Source organism: Bradyrhizobium sp. OK095, assembly GCF_900109945.1.
Lineage (GTDB): Bacteria > Pseudomonadota > Alphaproteobacteria > Rhizobiales > Xanthobacteraceae > Bradyrhizobium.
Genome location: NZ_FOBX01000002.1, coordinates 317,309 through 333,783, shown reverse-complemented (window position 1 = coordinate 333,783; position 16,475 = coordinate 317,309). Strand labels below are relative to the sequence as shown.

At 64.1% G+C, this 16,475-nt stretch carries 16 protein-coding genes; 14 read left to right on the top strand and 2 right to left on the bottom strand.

Going from position 1 to position 16,475, the window contains the following annotated elements:
- Positions 1–59: 59 nt before the first annotated feature.
- Positions 60–833 (bottom strand): Crp/Fnr family transcriptional regulator, encoded by a 774-nt coding sequence (locus tag BMW89_RS06585; RefSeq protein WP_092023905.1) that lies wholly within the window; start codon positions 831–833, stop codon positions 60–62.
- A gap of 78 nt (positions 834–911) precedes the next feature.
- Positions 912–1,214 (bottom strand): gamma-butyrobetaine hydroxylase-like domain-containing protein, encoded by a 303-nt coding sequence (locus BMW89_RS06580; RefSeq protein ID WP_092023903.1) that lies wholly within the window; start codon positions 1,212–1,214, stop codon positions 912–914.
- Positions 1,215–1,426: 212 nt separating this feature from the next.
- Between BMW89_RS06580 and BMW89_RS06575 the strand changes: the two genes are divergently transcribed.
- The 14 genes from BMW89_RS06575 (at position 1,427) to chvE (ending at position 16,407) form a co-directional block, all read left to right on the top strand.
- Positions 1,427–2,200 carry a ferredoxin--NADP reductase gene (locus tag BMW89_RS06575; protein ID WP_092023901.1) on the top strand — a complete coding sequence of 258 codons (774 nt, stop codon included), beginning with the start codon at positions 1,427–1,429 and terminating at the stop codon, positions 2,198–2,200.
- A 103-nt stretch (positions 2,201–2,303) separates the two neighbouring features.
- Positions 2,304–4,046 carry a fumarate reductase/succinate dehydrogenase flavoprotein subunit gene (locus BMW89_RS06570; protein ID WP_092024669.1) on the top strand — a complete coding sequence of 581 codons (1,743 nt, stop codon included), beginning with the start codon at positions 2,304–2,306 and terminating at the stop codon, positions 4,044–4,046.
- A gap of 33 nt (positions 4,047–4,079) precedes the next feature.
- Positions 4,080–4,313: a 4Fe-4S dicluster domain-containing protein gene (locus BMW89_RS06565; RefSeq protein WP_008141081.1), complete on the top strand. Its 234-nt coding sequence runs from the start codon at positions 4,080–4,082 to the stop codon at positions 4,311–4,313.
- A gap of 2 nt (positions 4,314–4,315) precedes the next feature.
- Entirely contained in the window at positions 4,316–5,293 is a 978-nt protein-coding gene (locus BMW89_RS06560) for a HEAT repeat domain-containing protein (protein ID WP_092023899.1), read from the top strand.
- A gap of 77 nt (positions 5,294–5,370) precedes the next feature.
- Positions 5,371–6,543, top strand: a complete 1,173-nt coding sequence (locus BMW89_RS06555) for a fumarylacetoacetate hydrolase family protein (protein WP_092023897.1) — start codon at positions 5,371–5,373, stop codon at positions 6,541–6,543.
- Positions 6,544–7,013: 470 nt separating this feature from the next.
- A complete protein-coding gene (ytfQ, locus tag BMW89_RS06545; protein WP_092023892.1) occupies positions 7,014–7,979 on the top strand; it encodes a galactofuranose ABC transporter, galactofuranose-binding protein YtfQ in 966 nt (321 codons plus the stop codon).
- A 117-nt stretch (positions 7,980–8,096) separates the two neighbouring features.
- Positions 8,097–9,641, top strand: coding sequence for a sugar ABC transporter ATP-binding protein (locus tag BMW89_RS06540; RefSeq protein WP_177195872.1), 1,545 nt, complete (start codon positions 8,097–8,099; stop codon positions 9,639–9,641).
- Positions 9,638–10,630 carry an ABC transporter permease gene (locus BMW89_RS06535; RefSeq protein ID WP_092023890.1) on the top strand — a complete coding sequence of 331 codons (993 nt, stop codon included), beginning with the start codon at positions 9,638–9,640 and terminating at the stop codon, positions 10,628–10,630. The genes BMW89_RS06540 and BMW89_RS06535 overlap by 4 nt, the downstream gene beginning before the upstream one ends.
- Positions 10,627–11,607: a galactofuranose ABC transporter, permease protein YjfF gene (gene yjfF / locus BMW89_RS06530; RefSeq protein WP_092023888.1), complete on the top strand. Its 981-nt coding sequence runs from the start codon at positions 10,627–10,629 to the stop codon at positions 11,605–11,607. The genes BMW89_RS06535 and yjfF overlap by 4 nt, the downstream gene beginning before the upstream one ends.
- Positions 11,604–12,374, top strand: a complete 771-nt coding sequence (locus BMW89_RS06525) for a FadR/GntR family transcriptional regulator (protein ID WP_092023886.1) — start codon at positions 11,604–11,606, stop codon at positions 12,372–12,374. The genes yjfF and BMW89_RS06525 overlap by 4 nt, the downstream gene beginning before the upstream one ends.
- Positions 12,375–12,376: 2 nt before the next feature.
- Positions 12,377–13,303 carry a Gfo/Idh/MocA family protein gene (locus BMW89_RS06520; protein ID WP_092023884.1) on the top strand — a complete coding sequence of 309 codons (927 nt, stop codon included), beginning with the start codon at positions 12,377–12,379 and terminating at the stop codon, positions 13,301–13,303.
- 2 nt (positions 13,304–13,305) lie between these two features.
- The gene (locus BMW89_RS06515; protein WP_092023882.1) at positions 13,306–14,385 is read left to right on the top strand and encodes an aldose epimerase family protein; all 1,080 of its coding nucleotides are present in this window, start codon (positions 13,306–13,308) and stop codon (positions 14,383–14,385) included.
- On the top strand, positions 14,385–15,263 hold the full coding sequence (locus BMW89_RS06510) for an SMP-30/gluconolactonase/LRE family protein (protein ID WP_177195921.1): 879 nt from the start codon (positions 14,385–14,387) through the stop codon (positions 15,261–15,263). Before BMW89_RS06515 ends, BMW89_RS06510 begins: the two co-directional genes overlap by 1 nt.
- A 70-nt stretch (positions 15,264–15,333) precedes the next feature.
- Positions 15,334–16,407, top strand: a complete 1,074-nt coding sequence (gene chvE, locus BMW89_RS06505) for a multiple monosaccharide ABC transporter substrate-binding protein (RefSeq protein ID WP_092023878.1) — start codon at positions 15,334–15,336, stop codon at positions 16,405–16,407.
- Positions 16,408–16,475 lie beyond the last annotated feature (68 nt).

The following is a 16,475-nucleotide window of genomic DNA, read 5'->3' as shown; positions in this document are numbered from 1 at the left end:
TTGGGCAGTCCTGCACTATAAAGCCGCTTGCCTGTGCACCGCTCCTAGTCGGCGCCCTCTTAGTCAGACCCTTGGCCGCGCATCTCCTCCAGCACGTCGGTCCGACACACCACGATCTGCGAGCGCTTGGTGACGACGATTCCCTTCTCCTGCATGCGCTTCAGGCTGATCGTGACCCATTGCCGGGTGGCGCCGACCATGTGGGCGATGTCGGCATGGGTGAAGGCCGCCGCGATCACCCGGCCGTCGGCGTCCTCGACGCCGTAGAGATCGACGAGGTGCAGCAGCAGGTGCGCAAGGCGCTGCGTGATAGAGCGCGTTCCCAGCATCTGCGCCAGCGCCGAATAGCATTTGCCCTTGAAGGTGAGGCCTTCGATCAGGCCGATGGCGAGGTTCGGGATCTCCACGGCAAGCGACCGCAGCTCTTTTCCGGGAAGGTGCACGACGCTGCAATTGCTGGACGCAACGCCGGACCATTGATGCACGGTGCCTTCGAACACTTCGGGCCCGCCGACGAAATTGCCGACATGCCAATAGGCCAGCGTGATCTCGCGCCCGAGCGGGGAAGTATAGAACACGCGGATGCGACCGCTCTCGATCAGCCAGATGCCGTCATGCTTGCCGCCCTGGCTGAACAGCGTCTGGCCGCGGTTCAGCACTTTTCGCCGGCCCTGCTTCAGCACCAGCTCCCGCTCGCGCGCCGTCAGCTTGTCCATCAGCGGCGGCGGCCCGCCGATCCATTGCTGGTTTTCGGTGAGCAGCAACGAGGAACTGCCCGCAGGCCGGACTGCCGGGGGAACAGCCCCGCGAACCGCACTCGCCGCCTGCAACATCGTCTGCCTCCGGAACGTTTAAATCGTTCTAAAGAGGAGCAATGTCCGTGCCAGATGGCGGGCCGGGCAAACGGGCGGCTAACGCCCCGCCAGGCTCAGCAGATACGGTTTCGGGTAGATCCCGCGATTGTGTCCGTCCGAGAACGAGATGTTCAGCCCGTAGCCGAGATCGCCGATCTCCGTGATGGCAATGCCGGGAAATGCTTCAGGGAAGCGGCCGTCGAAGCGGGCGCGGGTGCAGTGGGCGCATTTGCAGGAGAGGCGCAGCTGCTCGGCGGGAACGCTGAGCGCGTCATCTTGCGTGGTGCGGACGAAGAGTGCCGCGAGATCGGCGCTTACTTCGTAGTCTGCCACGGTCGGTGCCACCAGGGTTATGGTCATGACGAACCTCCGACTCCTCTCTACGCCGTCGCGATAAGGCCGCGATAGCAACTAATTGCCAGCGCAGGCGCGGGGCACTGACCTTCGGTGCCTCCTCTTCGATCACCGCCCGCGAAATGTGAAACTAATCGACCGGGAATTTCACTTCCGCGTTGCCGGAATCCCGTCTCTCCGAAACCTTGCACTCAACCGCAGGCATGGAGAGACGACGGATGAGCGCATTTCAGAAGGAAACGGTGTTGTCGGTCCGCCACTGGACCGAGTCCCTGTTCAGCTTCACCGCGACGCGCGATCCCGGCTTCCGTTTCCAGAGCGGCCAGTTCGCGATGATCGGGCTGGAGGTCGAGGGCAAGCCGTTGATGCGGGCCTACAGCATGGCCAGCGCCAATCACGAGGAAGCGCTGGAATTCTTCTCGATCAAGGTTCAGGACGGCCCGTTGACCTCGCGCCTCCAGAAGATCAGGGAGGGCGACATCATCCTGGTCGGCCGCAAGGCGACGGGAACGCTGATCAGCGGCAATCTCATTCCCGGCAAACGCCTCCTGCTGCTCTCGACCGGCACCGGACTGGCGCCGTTCGCCAGCCTGATCAAGGACCCCGACGTCTACGAGAATTACGAGACCATCGTGCTCGCCCACGGCTGCCGCCAGGTCTCCGAACTCGCCTATGGCGAACACCTCGTCGAAGGCCTGCGCAATCATGAATTCTTCGGGCCGCTGATCCGCGACAAGCTCGTTTATTACCCGACGGTGACCCGCGAGCCTTTCAAGAATCGCGGCCGCATCACCGACCTGATCGCGTCCAACCAGATGTTCGATGACATCGGGCTATCAGGCCTCGATATCGAGACCGACCGCATCATGCTGTGCGGCAGTCCGGCGATGCTCGAGGAACTTCCTGCGATGTTCTCCGCGCGCGGCTTTATCGAGGGCAATCACAGCCAACCCGGCCATTTCGTGATCGAAAAGGCTTTTGTCGAGCGCTGAGGCCAAATCGCTTCCCCGCGACAACTAATTGCTATCGCCGGAAAGCCCCCTGAACAAATCTGATGCAAAGGCGCCGGACCTGCCGGCGGACCAGGAGCAAGCGATGGCACTAGATCAGATCGTCGATGGACTTTCGGAGGTTTCCTGCGACGTGCTGGTGATCGGCGGCGGCACGGCCGGCCCGATGGCGGCGCTGAAAGCAAAGCTGAAGAATCCGAAGGCCAATGTCGTCCTGCTCGAAAAGGCCAACGTCAAGCGCTCCGGCGCGATCTCCATGGGCATGGACGGATTGAACAACGCCGTCATCCCCGGCTATGCGACGCCGGAGCAGTACACCAAGGAAATCACCATCGCGAACGACGGCATCGTCGATCAGAAGGCGGTCTATAAATACGCGCAGAACTGCTACAAGATCGTCGAGGAGCTCGACAGTTTCGGCATTCGCTTCCTGAAGAACGAGAACGGCGACTACGCCGTCAAGAAGGTGCATCACATCGGCAGCTATGTTCTGCCGATGCCGAACGGCGAGACCGTGAAGAAGGCGCTCTATCGCCAACTCCGCCGCGCCCGCATCCTGATCTCCAACCGCTACATGGCGACGCGGCTGCTCAAATCCGCTGATGGCCGCATCGCCGGCGCGATCTCCGTCAACACCCGCACCGCCGAGATGCTGGTGATCAAGGCCAAGGCCGTGATCCTCTGCATGGGCGCTGCTGGCCGCCTGGGCCTGCCGACTTCGGGCTACATGTTCGGCACCTACGAGAACGCCGCCAATTCCGGCGACGGCTATGCGATGGCCTATCACGCCGGTGCCGCGCTCGCGAATCTCGAATGCTACCAGATCAATCCGCTGATCAAGGACTATAACGGCCCGGCCTGCGCCTATGTCGCCGGTCCGTTCGGCGCGTTCACTGCCAACAACGAGGGCTCGCGCTTCATCGAATGCGACTATTGGTCGGGCCAGATGATGCTGGAGTTTTACAATGAGCTGCTATCAGGCAAGGGGCCGGTGTTCCTCCAGCTCAAGCATCTGCATCCCGACACCATTTCCGAGATCGAAACGACGCTGCACAAGGTGGAGCGGCCGACCCGTGGCCTGTTCCAGCAAGGACGCGGGGTCGACTACCGCAAGGAATCGATTGAGATGCACATTTCCGAGATCGGATTCTGCTCAGGCCACAGCGCCTCGGGCGTGTTCGTCGACGACAATGCGCGCACCACGGTGCCGGGCCTCTACGCCGCCGGCGACATGGCAAGCGTCCCGCATAACTACATGCTCGGCGCCTTCACCAATGGCGCGGTCGCCGGCACCGACGCGATGGAATTCGCCGAGAACCATGACTTTGCGGAGTTCGATGCCGCCGACGTCGCCACGGAGCGCGACCGCGTGATGGCGCCGACCAAACGCGAGGACGGCATTCCGCCGAACCAGGTGGAGTACAAGACGCGTCGTCTCGTCAACGACTATCTCCAGCCGCCAAAAGTCACGCGCAAATACGAGCTCGGCATGCGCCGCCTCGCCGAGACGCGGCATGACATGCAGGAACACATGATCGCCCGCAACGCGCACGAGTTGCTCCGCGCGCTCGAAGTGCAGTCGATCATGGACTGCGCCGATATGGCGGTGCATGCCTCGCTCTACCGCGAGGAAAGCCGCTGGGGCCTCTATCACTGGCGCACGGATTTCCCGGAGAAGGACAACGAGAACTGGTTCTGCCACACGCTGCTGTCCAAGCAGGACGGCAAGATGACCAGCGAGAAGCGTGCGGTAGAACCTTACGTCGTGCCGATCGCCGACGACGAGAAGGACCTCTACGACAAGCAGCGCATCCGCGCCTCCGCCTGATCCACCGCAACAGCAAGCAACAGGAGACATCACATGCCTCTCGCGTCCTATCAGACATCGGTTCCGGTGGTCGTCGACGACGCCAAATGCATTGCGGACAAGGGCTGCACCGTCTGCGTCGACGTCTGCCCGCTCGACGTGCTCCGCATCAGCGACATGACCGGCAAGGCCTACATGGCCTATGACGAGTGCTGGTACTGCATGCCCTGCGAAGCCGATTGCCCGACCGGCGCCGTCACCGTCAACATTCCCTATCTCCTGAGGTAGTCATGTCGAGCCCGTTCGAATCCTACGACGATCTCGAAGACGCCGACGAGCGGCTTCAGGCCGCCGACCCCGGCGAGCGCCGCGTCGCCATCATCGCGCTCGGCCATTCCGGCGATCCGGCTGCTGTTGCGCATCTCGCCAACATGGTCGCCGATCCCGATGCCGGTGTGCGCCAGCAGGTCGCAATGGCGCTCGGCGAGTTCGACGGGCCGGAAGCGGCGAGCGCGCTGGTCAAGTTGCTGGTCGATCCGGAAAGAATCGTCGCATCCGCCGCGGCCGACAGCATGGCCGAGTTCAAGGATCCCGCCTGCGCTGAAATCATCCTGCCGCTGGTCAAGCACGCCCACGCCTTCGTCCGCATGGGCGCGTTGCGCGCGCTGAAGGAGCTGCGCTGCAAGGACACGCTGAAGCCGGCGCTGGAAGCGCTCCAGGACTCCGATGCCGCCGTGCGCGTGCAGGCGATCGGCGTGATCGGCTTCCTCAAGCTTGAAGAATCCATTCCCGCGCTGACCGCGCTGATCAACGATCCTGACGCGCATGTCCGCCGCGCTGCGGTGAGCGCGCTTGCCTTCTCGCACCTGAAGCCGGCGGCCGAGACGATCACGCGCGCGCTGAAGGATAGCGACTGGATGGTCCGCGAGATGGCGGCGGAAACGCTGGGCCTCAACGTCAACGGTTCGATCGCCGCCGACCAGCTCGTCGGTTCGCTCGCCGACGAATTCTGGCAGGTGCGGCTGAAAGCGATCCGCAGCCTCGGCAAGATGAAAATCGAGCGCGCAGTGCGCCCGATTGGCAATTGCATCAACCATGATCAGGCCAATCTGCGCAAGGAAGCCGCCGCCGCGCTCGGCGAGATCGCCCATCCCGACGGTGAGGCGTTCCTGGCTGTCATCGCCGACGATGCAGATCCCGATGTCCGCAAGAACGCGCGCTGGGCGCTCCAGCAGATCGCGGCCCGCAAGGCACGTGCAGGGGCATAGCGGCTCTCCGCTGGCGGTCTGGACTTCCCCTGCCAGACGTTTATTGGTCTTCGCCAAGAAACAGCGAGGACGCGGCCATGACGACACTGACAACCAAAGACCTTCTCCCCGAAGATGGAACGAAGGGGACGCTGGTCGGCCGCGTCTGGCTGCCGCAGGCAAACGGTCCGGCCGTGGTCGCCGTGCGCGCCGACGGTGTCTTTGACGTCACCGCAAAGTTTCCGACCGTCAGCGCGCTCTGCGAAGAGGACAATCCGGCCAAGGCGCTTGCCGCGGTCAAGGGCGAGCGCATCGGCGATCTCGAAGCTATCGTGGCCAACACGGCGCCCGACGGACGCGTTTCGAAAGAGCCGTGGCTGCTGGCGCCGGTCGATCTCCAGACACTGAAGGCCGCGGGCGTCACCTTCGCGATCTCGATGCTGGAGCGCGTGATCGAGGAACGCGCAAAAGGCAATCCGGCGTCGGCCGAAGCGATCCGCAAAGAAGTGACCCGGCTGATCGGCGACGATCTGTCAAAGCTCAAGCCGGGCTCGGACCAGGCGATGCACCTCAAGCAGGTGCTGATCGACCAGAACGCCTGGAGCCAGTATCTCGAAGTCGGCATCGGCCCCGACGCCGAAGTCTTCACCAAGGCGCCGACCTTGTCCTCGGTCGGCACTGGCATGGATGCCGGGCTGCATCCGAAATCGACCTGGAACAATCCCGAGCCGGAGCTGGTGCTGTTCGTGTCGAGCCGCGGCAAGATCGTCGGCGGCGCGCTCGGCAACGACGTCAATCTGCGCGACTTCGAGGGCCGCTCGGCGCTGCTGCTGTCGAAGGCCAAGGACAACAACGCCTCCTGCTCGATCGGCCCGCTACTGCGCCTGTTTGACGATAGCTTCACACTCGATGACGCGCGAAAACTCGACATCAGCCTGAACGTGAAGGGCGCGGACGGCTTTGTCCTCGACGGCCATTCCTCGATCAGCATGATCAGCCGCGATCCCACCGATCTCGTCGAGCAAACGATCGGCAAGGTGCATCAATATCCTGATGGCTTCGTGCTGTTCCTCGGCACAATGTTCGCCCCCGTCAAGGATCGCGATGCGCCGGGGCAGGGGTTCACCCACAAGCGCGACGACATCGTGACGATCGCGGCGCCTCAACTCGGCAAATTGGTCAACCGCATGCGGACCAGCGACGAGTGCGAACCCTGGACCTTCGGCATCGGCGCGCTGATGAAGAACCTCGCGCAGCGGAAGTTGATTTAGCTCGCTGCCCTTCGCCTCTCCCCGCACGCGGGGAGAGGCCGACACGCGAAGCGTGGCGGGTGAGGGGGACCCTCCGCGAGTCGTTTGGGTCGACATACGCAGAGCTCTATCCACACCGTCATTGCGAGCGCAGCGAAGCAATCCAGAGTCCCTCCGCGGAAAGATTCTGGATTGCTTCGCTGCGCTCGCAATGACGAGGAGGAGGGGTTGCGAGTCCTTCTGTCACCACCCTCGCGGAGACCCCCCAAATTTTTCTTCATCTTCGCGTTGCATCTTCGGAACAAAATCGCGCTGGGCGTGTCATCAGATTGCCGCTCCCGCCAGCACACGGTTCCCGACCAATAGTCAGATAATATGACTAGTCGGAACCCATCTTCCGTGAAATAGTCTCTCCCGCCGCCGCAAAGGCCGGCCTTTGGGTGCCATGCTACCAACCGGCGCCCGAGATAAACATTTGGGAGACACGCCTGATGACCCCTAAAGCCCTCTTTGCGGCCAGCGCCACGGCTGCGTTGCTGCTCGCGCTGCCGGCGAATGCCGCCGAGCTCACCATCGGCTTCTCGCAGATCGGATCGGAATCCGGCTGGCGCGCAGCCGAGACGTCGGTCTCCAAGCAGGAGGCCACCAAGCGAAAGGTCAATCTCAAGATCGCCGACGCGCAGCAGAAGCAGGAGAACCAGATCAAGGCGATCCGGTCCTTCATCGCGCAGAACGTCGATGCGATCTTCCTCGCGCCCGTCGTTTCGACCGGCTGGGATTCGGTGTTGAAGGAAGCCAAGGAGGCCAAGATCCCGGTCGTGCTGCTCGACCGCGACATCGATCCCTCCGGCAAGGAGCTTTATCTCACGGCCGTCACGTCGGACAGCGTCCACGAGGGCGAGGTCGCCGGCGATTGGCTGGCGAAGACCGTCGGGGCCAAGGCCTGCAACGTCGTCGAGTTGCAGGGCACGGTCGGCGCCAGCGTCGCCGCCAACCGCAAGAAGGGCTTTGACACTGCCATTGCCAAGCACGCCAATTTGAAAGTGGTGCGCAGCCAGACCGGCGACTTCACCCGCGCCAAAGGCAAGGAAGTCATGGAAAGCTTCATCAAGGCCGAAGGCGGCGGCAAGAACATCTGCGCGGTCTATGCCCACAATGACGACATGATGGTCGGCGCGATCCAGGCGATGAAGGAAGCCGGCCTCAAGCCGGGCAAGGACATCCTCACCGTCTCGATCGATGCGGTCCCCGACATCTTCAAGGCGATGGTCGCGGGCGAGGCCAATGCCACGGTCGAGCTGACGCCGAACATGGCGGGCCCCGCCTTCGATGTCGTCGCGGCGTTCAAGGAGAAGGGCACCGTTCCGCCGAAATGGATCCAGACCGAATCCAGGCTGCTCACTGCCGCCGATAATCCGCAGAAAGAATACGACAGCAAGAAGGGCCTCGGTTACTGAGGCGGGCACCTTGCCGGACCGCGTCTTGTGGTCCGGCAAGCCCCTTCGAATCTGCCGTGCGAACGAATAGGCTTGGTGTCCGCGTCAGGCGCGGGCACCGGTGGGAGTGAATTTGCCATGGAGAACGGCCTTGATCCTGCTCCGCCGCTATTGGAGGTGCGCGGGATCAGCAAGAGCTTTGGTGCGGTGCGTGCGTTGCAGGAGGTCGACTTCACGCTTCGTGCCGGCGAGATCCATGCGCTGCTCGGCGAGAACGGTGCCGGCAAATCCACGCTGATCAAGGTCGTCACCGGCGTGTTCCCGCGCGATGCCGGAATCGTCAGGCTCGGTGGCGAAGAGGTCGCGCCGCGCTCGGCCAAGGCCGCACTTGGGGCCGGCATTGCGACCGTCTATCAAGAGGTCAATCTGCTGCCGAACCTCTCGGTGGCGCAAAATCTCTTCCTCGACCGTCAGCCGATGCGCTTCGGCATCGTGCGCGAGGGCGAGATGCGCCGCCGCGCGAAAACGCTGCTCGCGGATTTCGGCCTCGAGATCGACGTCGCCGCGCCGCTGGGCAATTATTCGGTGGCCATCCAGCATGTCACAGCGATCGCCCGCGCGGTGGATCTCTCCGCGCGCGTGCTGATCCTGGACGAGCCGACCGCGAGCCTCGACCGCCACGAGGTCGAGATCCTGTTCGGCATCATGCGCCAGTTGGCAAAGCGCGGCATCGGCATCGTCTTCGTCAGCCATTTCCTCGACCAGGTCTATGAAATCTCCGACCGCATCACGGTGTTGCGCAACGGCCGCCTTGTCGGCGAGCGCGAGACCGCTTCACTGTCGCGGCTCGAATTGATCCGGATGATGCTCGGTCGCGAGCTTGCCGAGACCACCAGCGCGCGGGCATCGCAAGGCGAGCATAGGGCGCGCGAGGTTTGCGCCAGTTTTGAGAATTACGGCAAGGCGGGCTATGTCGCGCCGTTCAATCTCGAACTACGCCATGGCGAGGTCGTCGCTCTCGCCGGCCTGCTCGGCTCGGGCCGCACCGAGACGGCGCGGCTGGTGTTCGGCGCCGAGCGCGCCGATCGCGGGCAGGCGAGGGTGGAGGGCGCGCCCGTGCGGCTGCAGTCGCCGCGCGACGGCGTGCGCCACGGCTTTGGCTATTGCCCGGAGGAGCGCAAGACCGACGGCATCGTTGCCGAGCTCAGCGTGCGCGAGAACATCGTGCTCGCACTCCAGGCCAAGCGTGGCCTGCATCGGCCGCTGTCACGGCGCGAGCAGGACGAGATCGCGAAGCGTTATGTGAAGATGCTCGACATCCGTCCGCCCGATCCGGAGCGTCCCGTGGGCCTGCTCTCCGGCGGCAATCAGCAAAAAGTGCTGTTGGCGCGGTGGCTCGCGACTTCGCCGCGGCTGCTGGTGCTGGACGAGCCCACGCGCGGCATCGACGTCGGCGCGCATGCCGAGATCATCCGCCTGATCCGCGAGCTCTGCGATGATGGCCTGGCGCTGCTGGTGATCTCCTCCGAGCTCGACGAGATCGTGACCTATTCGGACCGCGTCGTCGTGTTGCGCGACCGCGCCCATGTCGAGGAACTCACGGGCGAGGCCATCGACGTCGGCAACATTCTCGCGGCCATTGCTGCCGATAGCGTCACTGTTGCGCTTGAGGCCCACACATGACAGCGCTGTTGCCGCGCCGCGGCCTCGCCCAGATCCTCGCGCTGATCGTCATCCTCGCTGTCGATCGCGTGGTGTCGCCGCAGTTCTTCGACCTCCGCCTTCAAGACGGCCGTCTCTTCGGCAGCCTGATCGACGTGCTCAACCGCGGCACGCCGGTGGCGCTGCTCTCGCTCGGCATGGTGCTGGTGATCGCGACGCGCGGCATCGATCTATCGGTCGGCGCGATCATGGCGATCTCGGGCGCGATCGCAGCGAGCCTCGCCGATAGTCATGGGTTACCCGTGGTGCTGGCGGCTGCACTCGGCGCTGGCCTCGTCTGTGGCTTGTGGAACGGCTTTCTCGTCGCTGTGCTCGGCATGCAGCCGATCGTTGCGACGCTGATCCTGATGGTCGCCGGCCGCGGCATCGCCCAGCTCATCACCGAGGGGCGCATCGTGACATTCTCGTCGCCGGGCCTGGTCTGGCTCGGCAATGGCGCCATCCTCGGCATTCCGATGCCGGTCGCAATCGCGCTCGGCATGCTGATCCTCACCGGCGCGGTGGTGCGTGGCTCCGCGCTCGGCCTTCTGATCGAAGCAACCGGCGGCAATGCGCGGGCGAGCGAGCTTGCCGGCGTCGGCACGCGCGCCATGATTTTGGCGGTCTATGTCTGGTGCGGCGTCTGCGCCGCGCTCGCCGGCGTGATCGCGGCCGCCGACATCATGGGCGCCGATGCCAACAATGCCGGCCTTTGGCTCGAGCTCGACGCGATCCTCGCCGTCGTGATTGGCGGTACCTCGCTGTTCGGCGGTCGCTTTAGCCTCATTCTTGCTGTGTTAGGTGCGCTGATCATCCAGACCATGAACACCGGCATTTTGTTGTCCGGCTATCCGCCGGAGTTCAACCTGCTGGTCAAGGCGGTGGTGGTGCTCGCGGTCCTGCTGCTGCAATCGCCGAAATTGTCAGGGTTCGCCGGGATCGCCGCGCGGCTGCGGAGGACGAAAGCATGAAAGGCCTGCCGCCGGTCCTCATCACCGCATTCGTGCTCGTCGCGGGTTTTGCGCTCTGCGCCGTGCAGTTCCCCAACATCGCCTCGACGCGCGTGGTCGGCAATCTCCTCACCGACAATGCCTTCCTCGGCATCGTCGCGACCGGCATGACTTTCGTGATCATCTCCGGCGGCATTGACCTCTCGGTCGGCTCGGTGATCGGATTCACCACCGTGTTCGTCGCGCTCGCGATCGAGCGCTGGGGCATGCCGCCGCTGGTGGCCTTCGCCGCCATTCTCGCGCTCTCGGCGGGTTTTGGCGCCGCGATGGGCGCGATCATCCATGTCTTCGACCTGCCGCCCTTCATCGTGACACTTGCCGGCATGTTCCTGGCCCGTGGCGCAAGCTTCCTGCTCTCGACGGAATCGGTGCCGATCACCGCGCCGGTCTATTCGACGGTATCAGACTTCGCGTTGCGCATGCCCGGCGGCGGCCGATTGACGGCGGTTGCGATCATCATGCTCGTGATCGTGATCGGCGGCGCCCTGCTGCTGCAGCTCACCCGATTCGGTACCAACGTCTATGCGCTCGGCGGCAGCCGACAGACGGCAAGCCTGATGGGTGTTGCCGTAGGCAAGATGACAATCAAGATCTACATGCTGTCTGGTCTGCTCGCAGGCATCGCCGGCATCGTCTTCTCATTCTATACCAGCGCCGGCTATTCGCTCTCGGCCGTCGGCGTCGAGCTCGACAGCATCGCCGCCGTCGTGATCGGCGGCACGCTGCTCACGGGCGGGCAGGGCTCGGTGATCGGCACTTTCCTCGGTGTGCTGATCCAGGGCATGATCCAGACCTACATCAATTTCGACGGCACGCTGTCGAGCTGGTGGACCAAGATCGCGACCGGCGTGCTGCTGTTCGCCTTCATCGTCTTGCAGCAGGGACTTGTCGCGCTTGCGCGCCGGCCGGCCGCAAAGCGTGCAGGAGCTGCCACATGACCTCGCGCATCGTCGTCATCCCGACACAGAGGGCCCATTCCAACCACGCGGAAGTCGCCCGTTCGATCGGCGTCGACATCATCGCCGGCCGCTACGCGGAAGGGACGCGTCTGCCTGGTGATGCCGAGATGATCGCGATGTTCGGCGTGTCGCGGCCGGTGCTGCGGGAGAGTGTGAAGACGCTGGTCGCCAAGGGGCTCCTGACCACCAAGGCGCGGGTCGGCACCGTCGTGCGCGAGCGTGTCGCCTGGAATATGTTCGACGCCGACGTGCTGGCCTGGCATCTCGACGCCGGCATCGACAAGCGCTTCCTCAACGATCTCGCCGAGATCCGTCTTGCGGTCGAGCCGCGCGCAGCCGTGCTCGCGGCGGCGCAGCGGTCAGAGGAGGACGTCGCCGAGCTCCATCGCTGCATGGAGCGGATGCGGTGCGAGGCGTCGGACTCGGTGGGCTTTGCCGACGCCGATCTCGCGCTTCACGTCGCGGTGGCGCGCGCGTCCGGCAATCTGTTCATGCGCTCGATCGGGCACGTCATCGAGGCCGCCTTGCGCGCCTCGTTCCTGCTCAGCGCCCCGGTCGAGCCGGAGGACCGCGACACCGTGCTGCTCTGGCACCAGACAATCGTCGATGCCATCGCGGCCGGCGATGCCGAAGCCGCATCGAAGGCGATGGTCTATGTCATTCACAACGGCATGCGCCGCCATGAGGGCACGGTGATCGTAACAGTGCCCGTGGACCCGCTGCCATCGGCAGATATCGGAGAATAAGCGTGACCGACCTTCGCATCGCCATCGTCGGCTTCGGCAAGATCGCGCGCGATCAGCATGTCGGCGCAATCGCTGCCGTGCCGGGCGCGACCCTTGCGGCCGTCGCCAGCCGCAACGCTTCGCTGCCGGATCTGCCGCATTTTGCCACCATCGAAGAATTGCTGGAGAAGGGACCGCCGATCGACGCCGTTTCGCTCTGCACACCGCCGCAGGTGCGGCGTGCCCAGGCCGCAGCGGCGCTCGCCGCGGGCAAGCATGTGATGCTGGAGAAGCCGCCGGGCACCGGCGTTGCCGAGCTGGACCCGCTGATTGCCATGGCGACGGAAGCGAAGCGCACGCTGTTTGCGACCTGGCATTCGCGCTACGCACCGGCGGTCGAGCCGGCCCGCGAATGGCTGGCCAGCCGCCGGATCCAATCCGTGCACATCAACTGGAAGGAAGACGTCCGCGTCTGGCATCCCGGGCAGGCCTGGATCTGGGAGCCGGGCGGGCTCGGCGTGTTCGATCCCGGCATCAATGCCCTGTCGATCCTGACCCGCATCCTGCCCAGGCCCGTGTTCGTCACCGCGGCCGAATTGGCGTTTCCGGCCAATTGCCAGGCGCCGATTGCCGCGAACCTGACGTTGACCGACATTGGCGGCCTGCCAATCACTGCCGAGTTCGATTTTCGCCAGACCGGGCCGCAGAGCTGGGATATTCTCGTCGAAACCGACGAGGGGCAAATGGCGTTGTCTCGCGGCGGCCGGATCATGGCGATCGATGGCAAAGCCGTTGCCGAGGCGCCCGATGAGGAATATCGCGAGCTGTACCGGCGCTTTGTCAAGCTCACCGCAACAGGCGCGAGCGATGTCGACCTGGCGCCGCTTCGTCTTGTCGCCGACTCCTTCCTGCTCGGCAAGCGCAACATCGTCGAACCTTTTGTGGACTGAACATGGCTGGCTCAAAGAAAATAGAAAAAGACGTCTTCGGAACGCTGCCGGATGGGCGCGAGGTCGAGCGCATTGTGCTGCGCGGGGAGGGCGGCTTCGAAGCCCGCATCATCACCCATGGCGCGGTGATCCAGTCGCTGATCGCGCCGGATGCTAGGGGCGGCTATGACGATGTCGTGCTCGGCCATGACGCCTTTGCCGGCTATCTCGCCGAGCGGAAGTTTTTCGGTGCCACCGTCGGCCGTTACGCCAACCGCATCGCCAAGGGGCAATTCTCGCTCGACGGCGAGAGCGTGCAGCTTCCCGTCAACAACGGCCCGAATGCGCTACACGGCGGCCTCGACGGTTTTGACCGCAAGCTTTGGAACATTGCTTCGATCGAAGAGGGGGCCGAGCCCGCGGTGACGCTCACTTACACCAGCCCGCATGGCGAAGAGAATTATCCCGGCAAGCTCGATGTGCGCCTGACCTATCGCGTCACCGGCCCGGCGGAGCTGTCGCTGATGATGGAAGCGCGGACGGACCGTCCGACCATCGTCAATCTCACCAACCACAGCTTCTTCAATCTGGAAGGCGCGACGTCAGGCACGCCCATTCTCGACCATAAGCTGACGGTCGCGGCGGACCATTTTCTTGCGATTGATCCCACCTCGATCCCGCTACCCGAGCCGCCGCGCAGCGTTGCCGGCACGCCGTTCGACTTCCGCGACGCCCATACCGTGGGCGCGCGCATCCGCGACAGCCACGAGCAATTGCGTAACGGCAAGGGTTACGACCACACCTATTGCCTCGGGCGCGACGGCAAGCTCGCGCTCGCGGCGCGGCTGGAGGCGCCGCGCTCGGGGCGGATCATGGAGCTGTTCACCGATCAACCCGGCGTCCAGGTCTATTCCGGCAATTATCTCGACGGCACCATCTCGGGCAAGGGCGGCAAGCTGATCCGGCAGTCGGATGCCATGTGCCTTGAGCCGCACATCTGGCCCGACGCGCCGAACCGGCCGGATTTCCCGAGCCCACGCCTCGATCCAGGCAAAGTCTATCGGCATCACACCGTCTATCGCTTTGCAGTGAGGGCGCCATGATGGAACAGGTGCCGACCTCCGTCCTGTCGGCCGAACGATGTCATCTCGGCGAAGGGCCGACCTATGATGTGACCACCGATACCGCCTGGTGGTTCGACATTCGCGAGGGAAAACTGTTCGAGGCGCAGCTCGGCAGTGGCAGCATTCGCGTCCACGCGCTCGGCCGGATGGCGAGTGCGCTCGGACGGATCGATGCCGAACGGCAATTGATCGTGGCGGAGGACGGCCTTTACATCCGTCAGCTCGCCGATGGCGTGATGACGCTGTTCTGTCCGCTCGAAGCCGACAATCAAGCGACGCGCTCGAACGATTGCCGCGTGCACCAGTCAGGCACGTTCTGGATCGGCACCATGGGCAAGAAGGCCGAGCGCGGGGCGGGCGCGATCTACGCGTTCCATCGCGGCAAGATCTCGACGCTGTTTCCCGGCATCAGCATTCCCAATTCGATCTGCTTCTCGCCTGATGGCGCCATCGGCTATTTCACCGACACCGCGCGCGCGGTGCTCTATTCCGTGCCGCTCAATCCCGCGACCGGTCTGCCGCGCGGCGAGCCGGAGGTGCTGCTGCGTCACACCGGCATCGGCGGCCTCGACGGTTCGGTGTGCGACGCCGACGGGCAGATCTGGAACGCGTGCTGGGGCGCAAGCCGTATTGATGTGTACTCGCCGCAAGGCGAACGCCTGCGCTCGCTGAGCGTGCCGGCCAAGCAGTCGAGCTGTCCTGCTTTTGTCGGCCCTGATTTATCGCGCCTGCTTGTCACCTCCGCATGGCAGGATATGGACGCCGCGGCGCGCGCCGCCGATCCGCAGGCCGGCTGCACCTTTCTGCTCGAGGCCTCCGCACGCGGTCGCGCGGAGCCTGACGTCAAGCTCGTATAGGAGACCCCAACCAGCCCATCGCCTTCTCGACGAAACCAAGAAACAGTCTGACACCCAAAGGGAGTGAAACATGCTGAAACTGAAGACGACCTTCCTCGCGCTTGCCCTGGCAAGCGCCGCTGCGATGATCGCGGGTAGCCCTGCGAACGCCCAGGACAAGGCTACCGTCGGCATCGCGATGCCGACCAAATCCTCGGCGCGCTGGATCGACGATGGCAACAACATGGTGAAAGTGCTGAAGGAGCGCGGCTACAACACCGACCTTCAATACGCCGAGGACGACATTCCGAACCAGCTCTCGCAGATCGAGAACATGGTGACCAAGGGCGCCAAGGCGCTGGTGATCGCCGCGATCGACGGCACCACGCTGTCCGACGTGCTGAAGCAGGCGAAAGCAAAAGGCATCACCGTGATCGCCTATGACCGCCTGATCCGCGGCACGCCGAATGTCGACTATTACGCGACCTTCGACAATTTCCAGGTCGGCGTGCTCCAGGCAGACTCGATCGTGCAGGGTCTCGGCCTGAAGGACGGCAAGGGCCCGTTCAACATCGAGCTGTTCGGCGGCTCGCCCGACGACAACAACGCCTACTTCTTCTACAACGGCGCGATGAGCGTGCTGAAGCCGTATATCGACAGCGGCAAGCTCGTCGTCGTGTCCGGCCAGATGGGCATGGACAAGGTCGCGACCCTGCGCTGGGACGGCGCCACCGCGCAGGCGCGCATGGACAATCTGCTCAGCGCCTACTACGGCAACAAGAAGGTCAACGCCGTGCTGTCGCCCTATGACGGGCTTTCGATCGGCATCATCTCCTCGCTGAAGGGCGTCGGCTACGGCAGCGCCGGCCAGCCGATGCCTGTCATCTCCGGCCAGGACGCCGAGGTGCCCTCGATCAAGGCGATGCTGCGCGGCGACCAGTATTCGACCATCTTCAAGGACACCCGCGACCTCGCCAAGGTGACCGCCGACATGGTCGACGCCGCGCTCGCCGGCAAGCAGGTCACGGTCAACGACACCAAGACTTACGAGAACGGCGCCAGGACCGTGCCCTCCTACCTGCTCAAGCCGGTCGTGGTCTACAAGGACAATTGGGAGAAGACCCTGGTCGACAGCGGCTACTACAAGAAGTCGCAGTTCCAGTAAGATTCTCTCTTCTCCCTCTCCCCGTTCTTATGGGGAGAGGGTCGGGGTGAGGGGCTCTCTCCCCACGG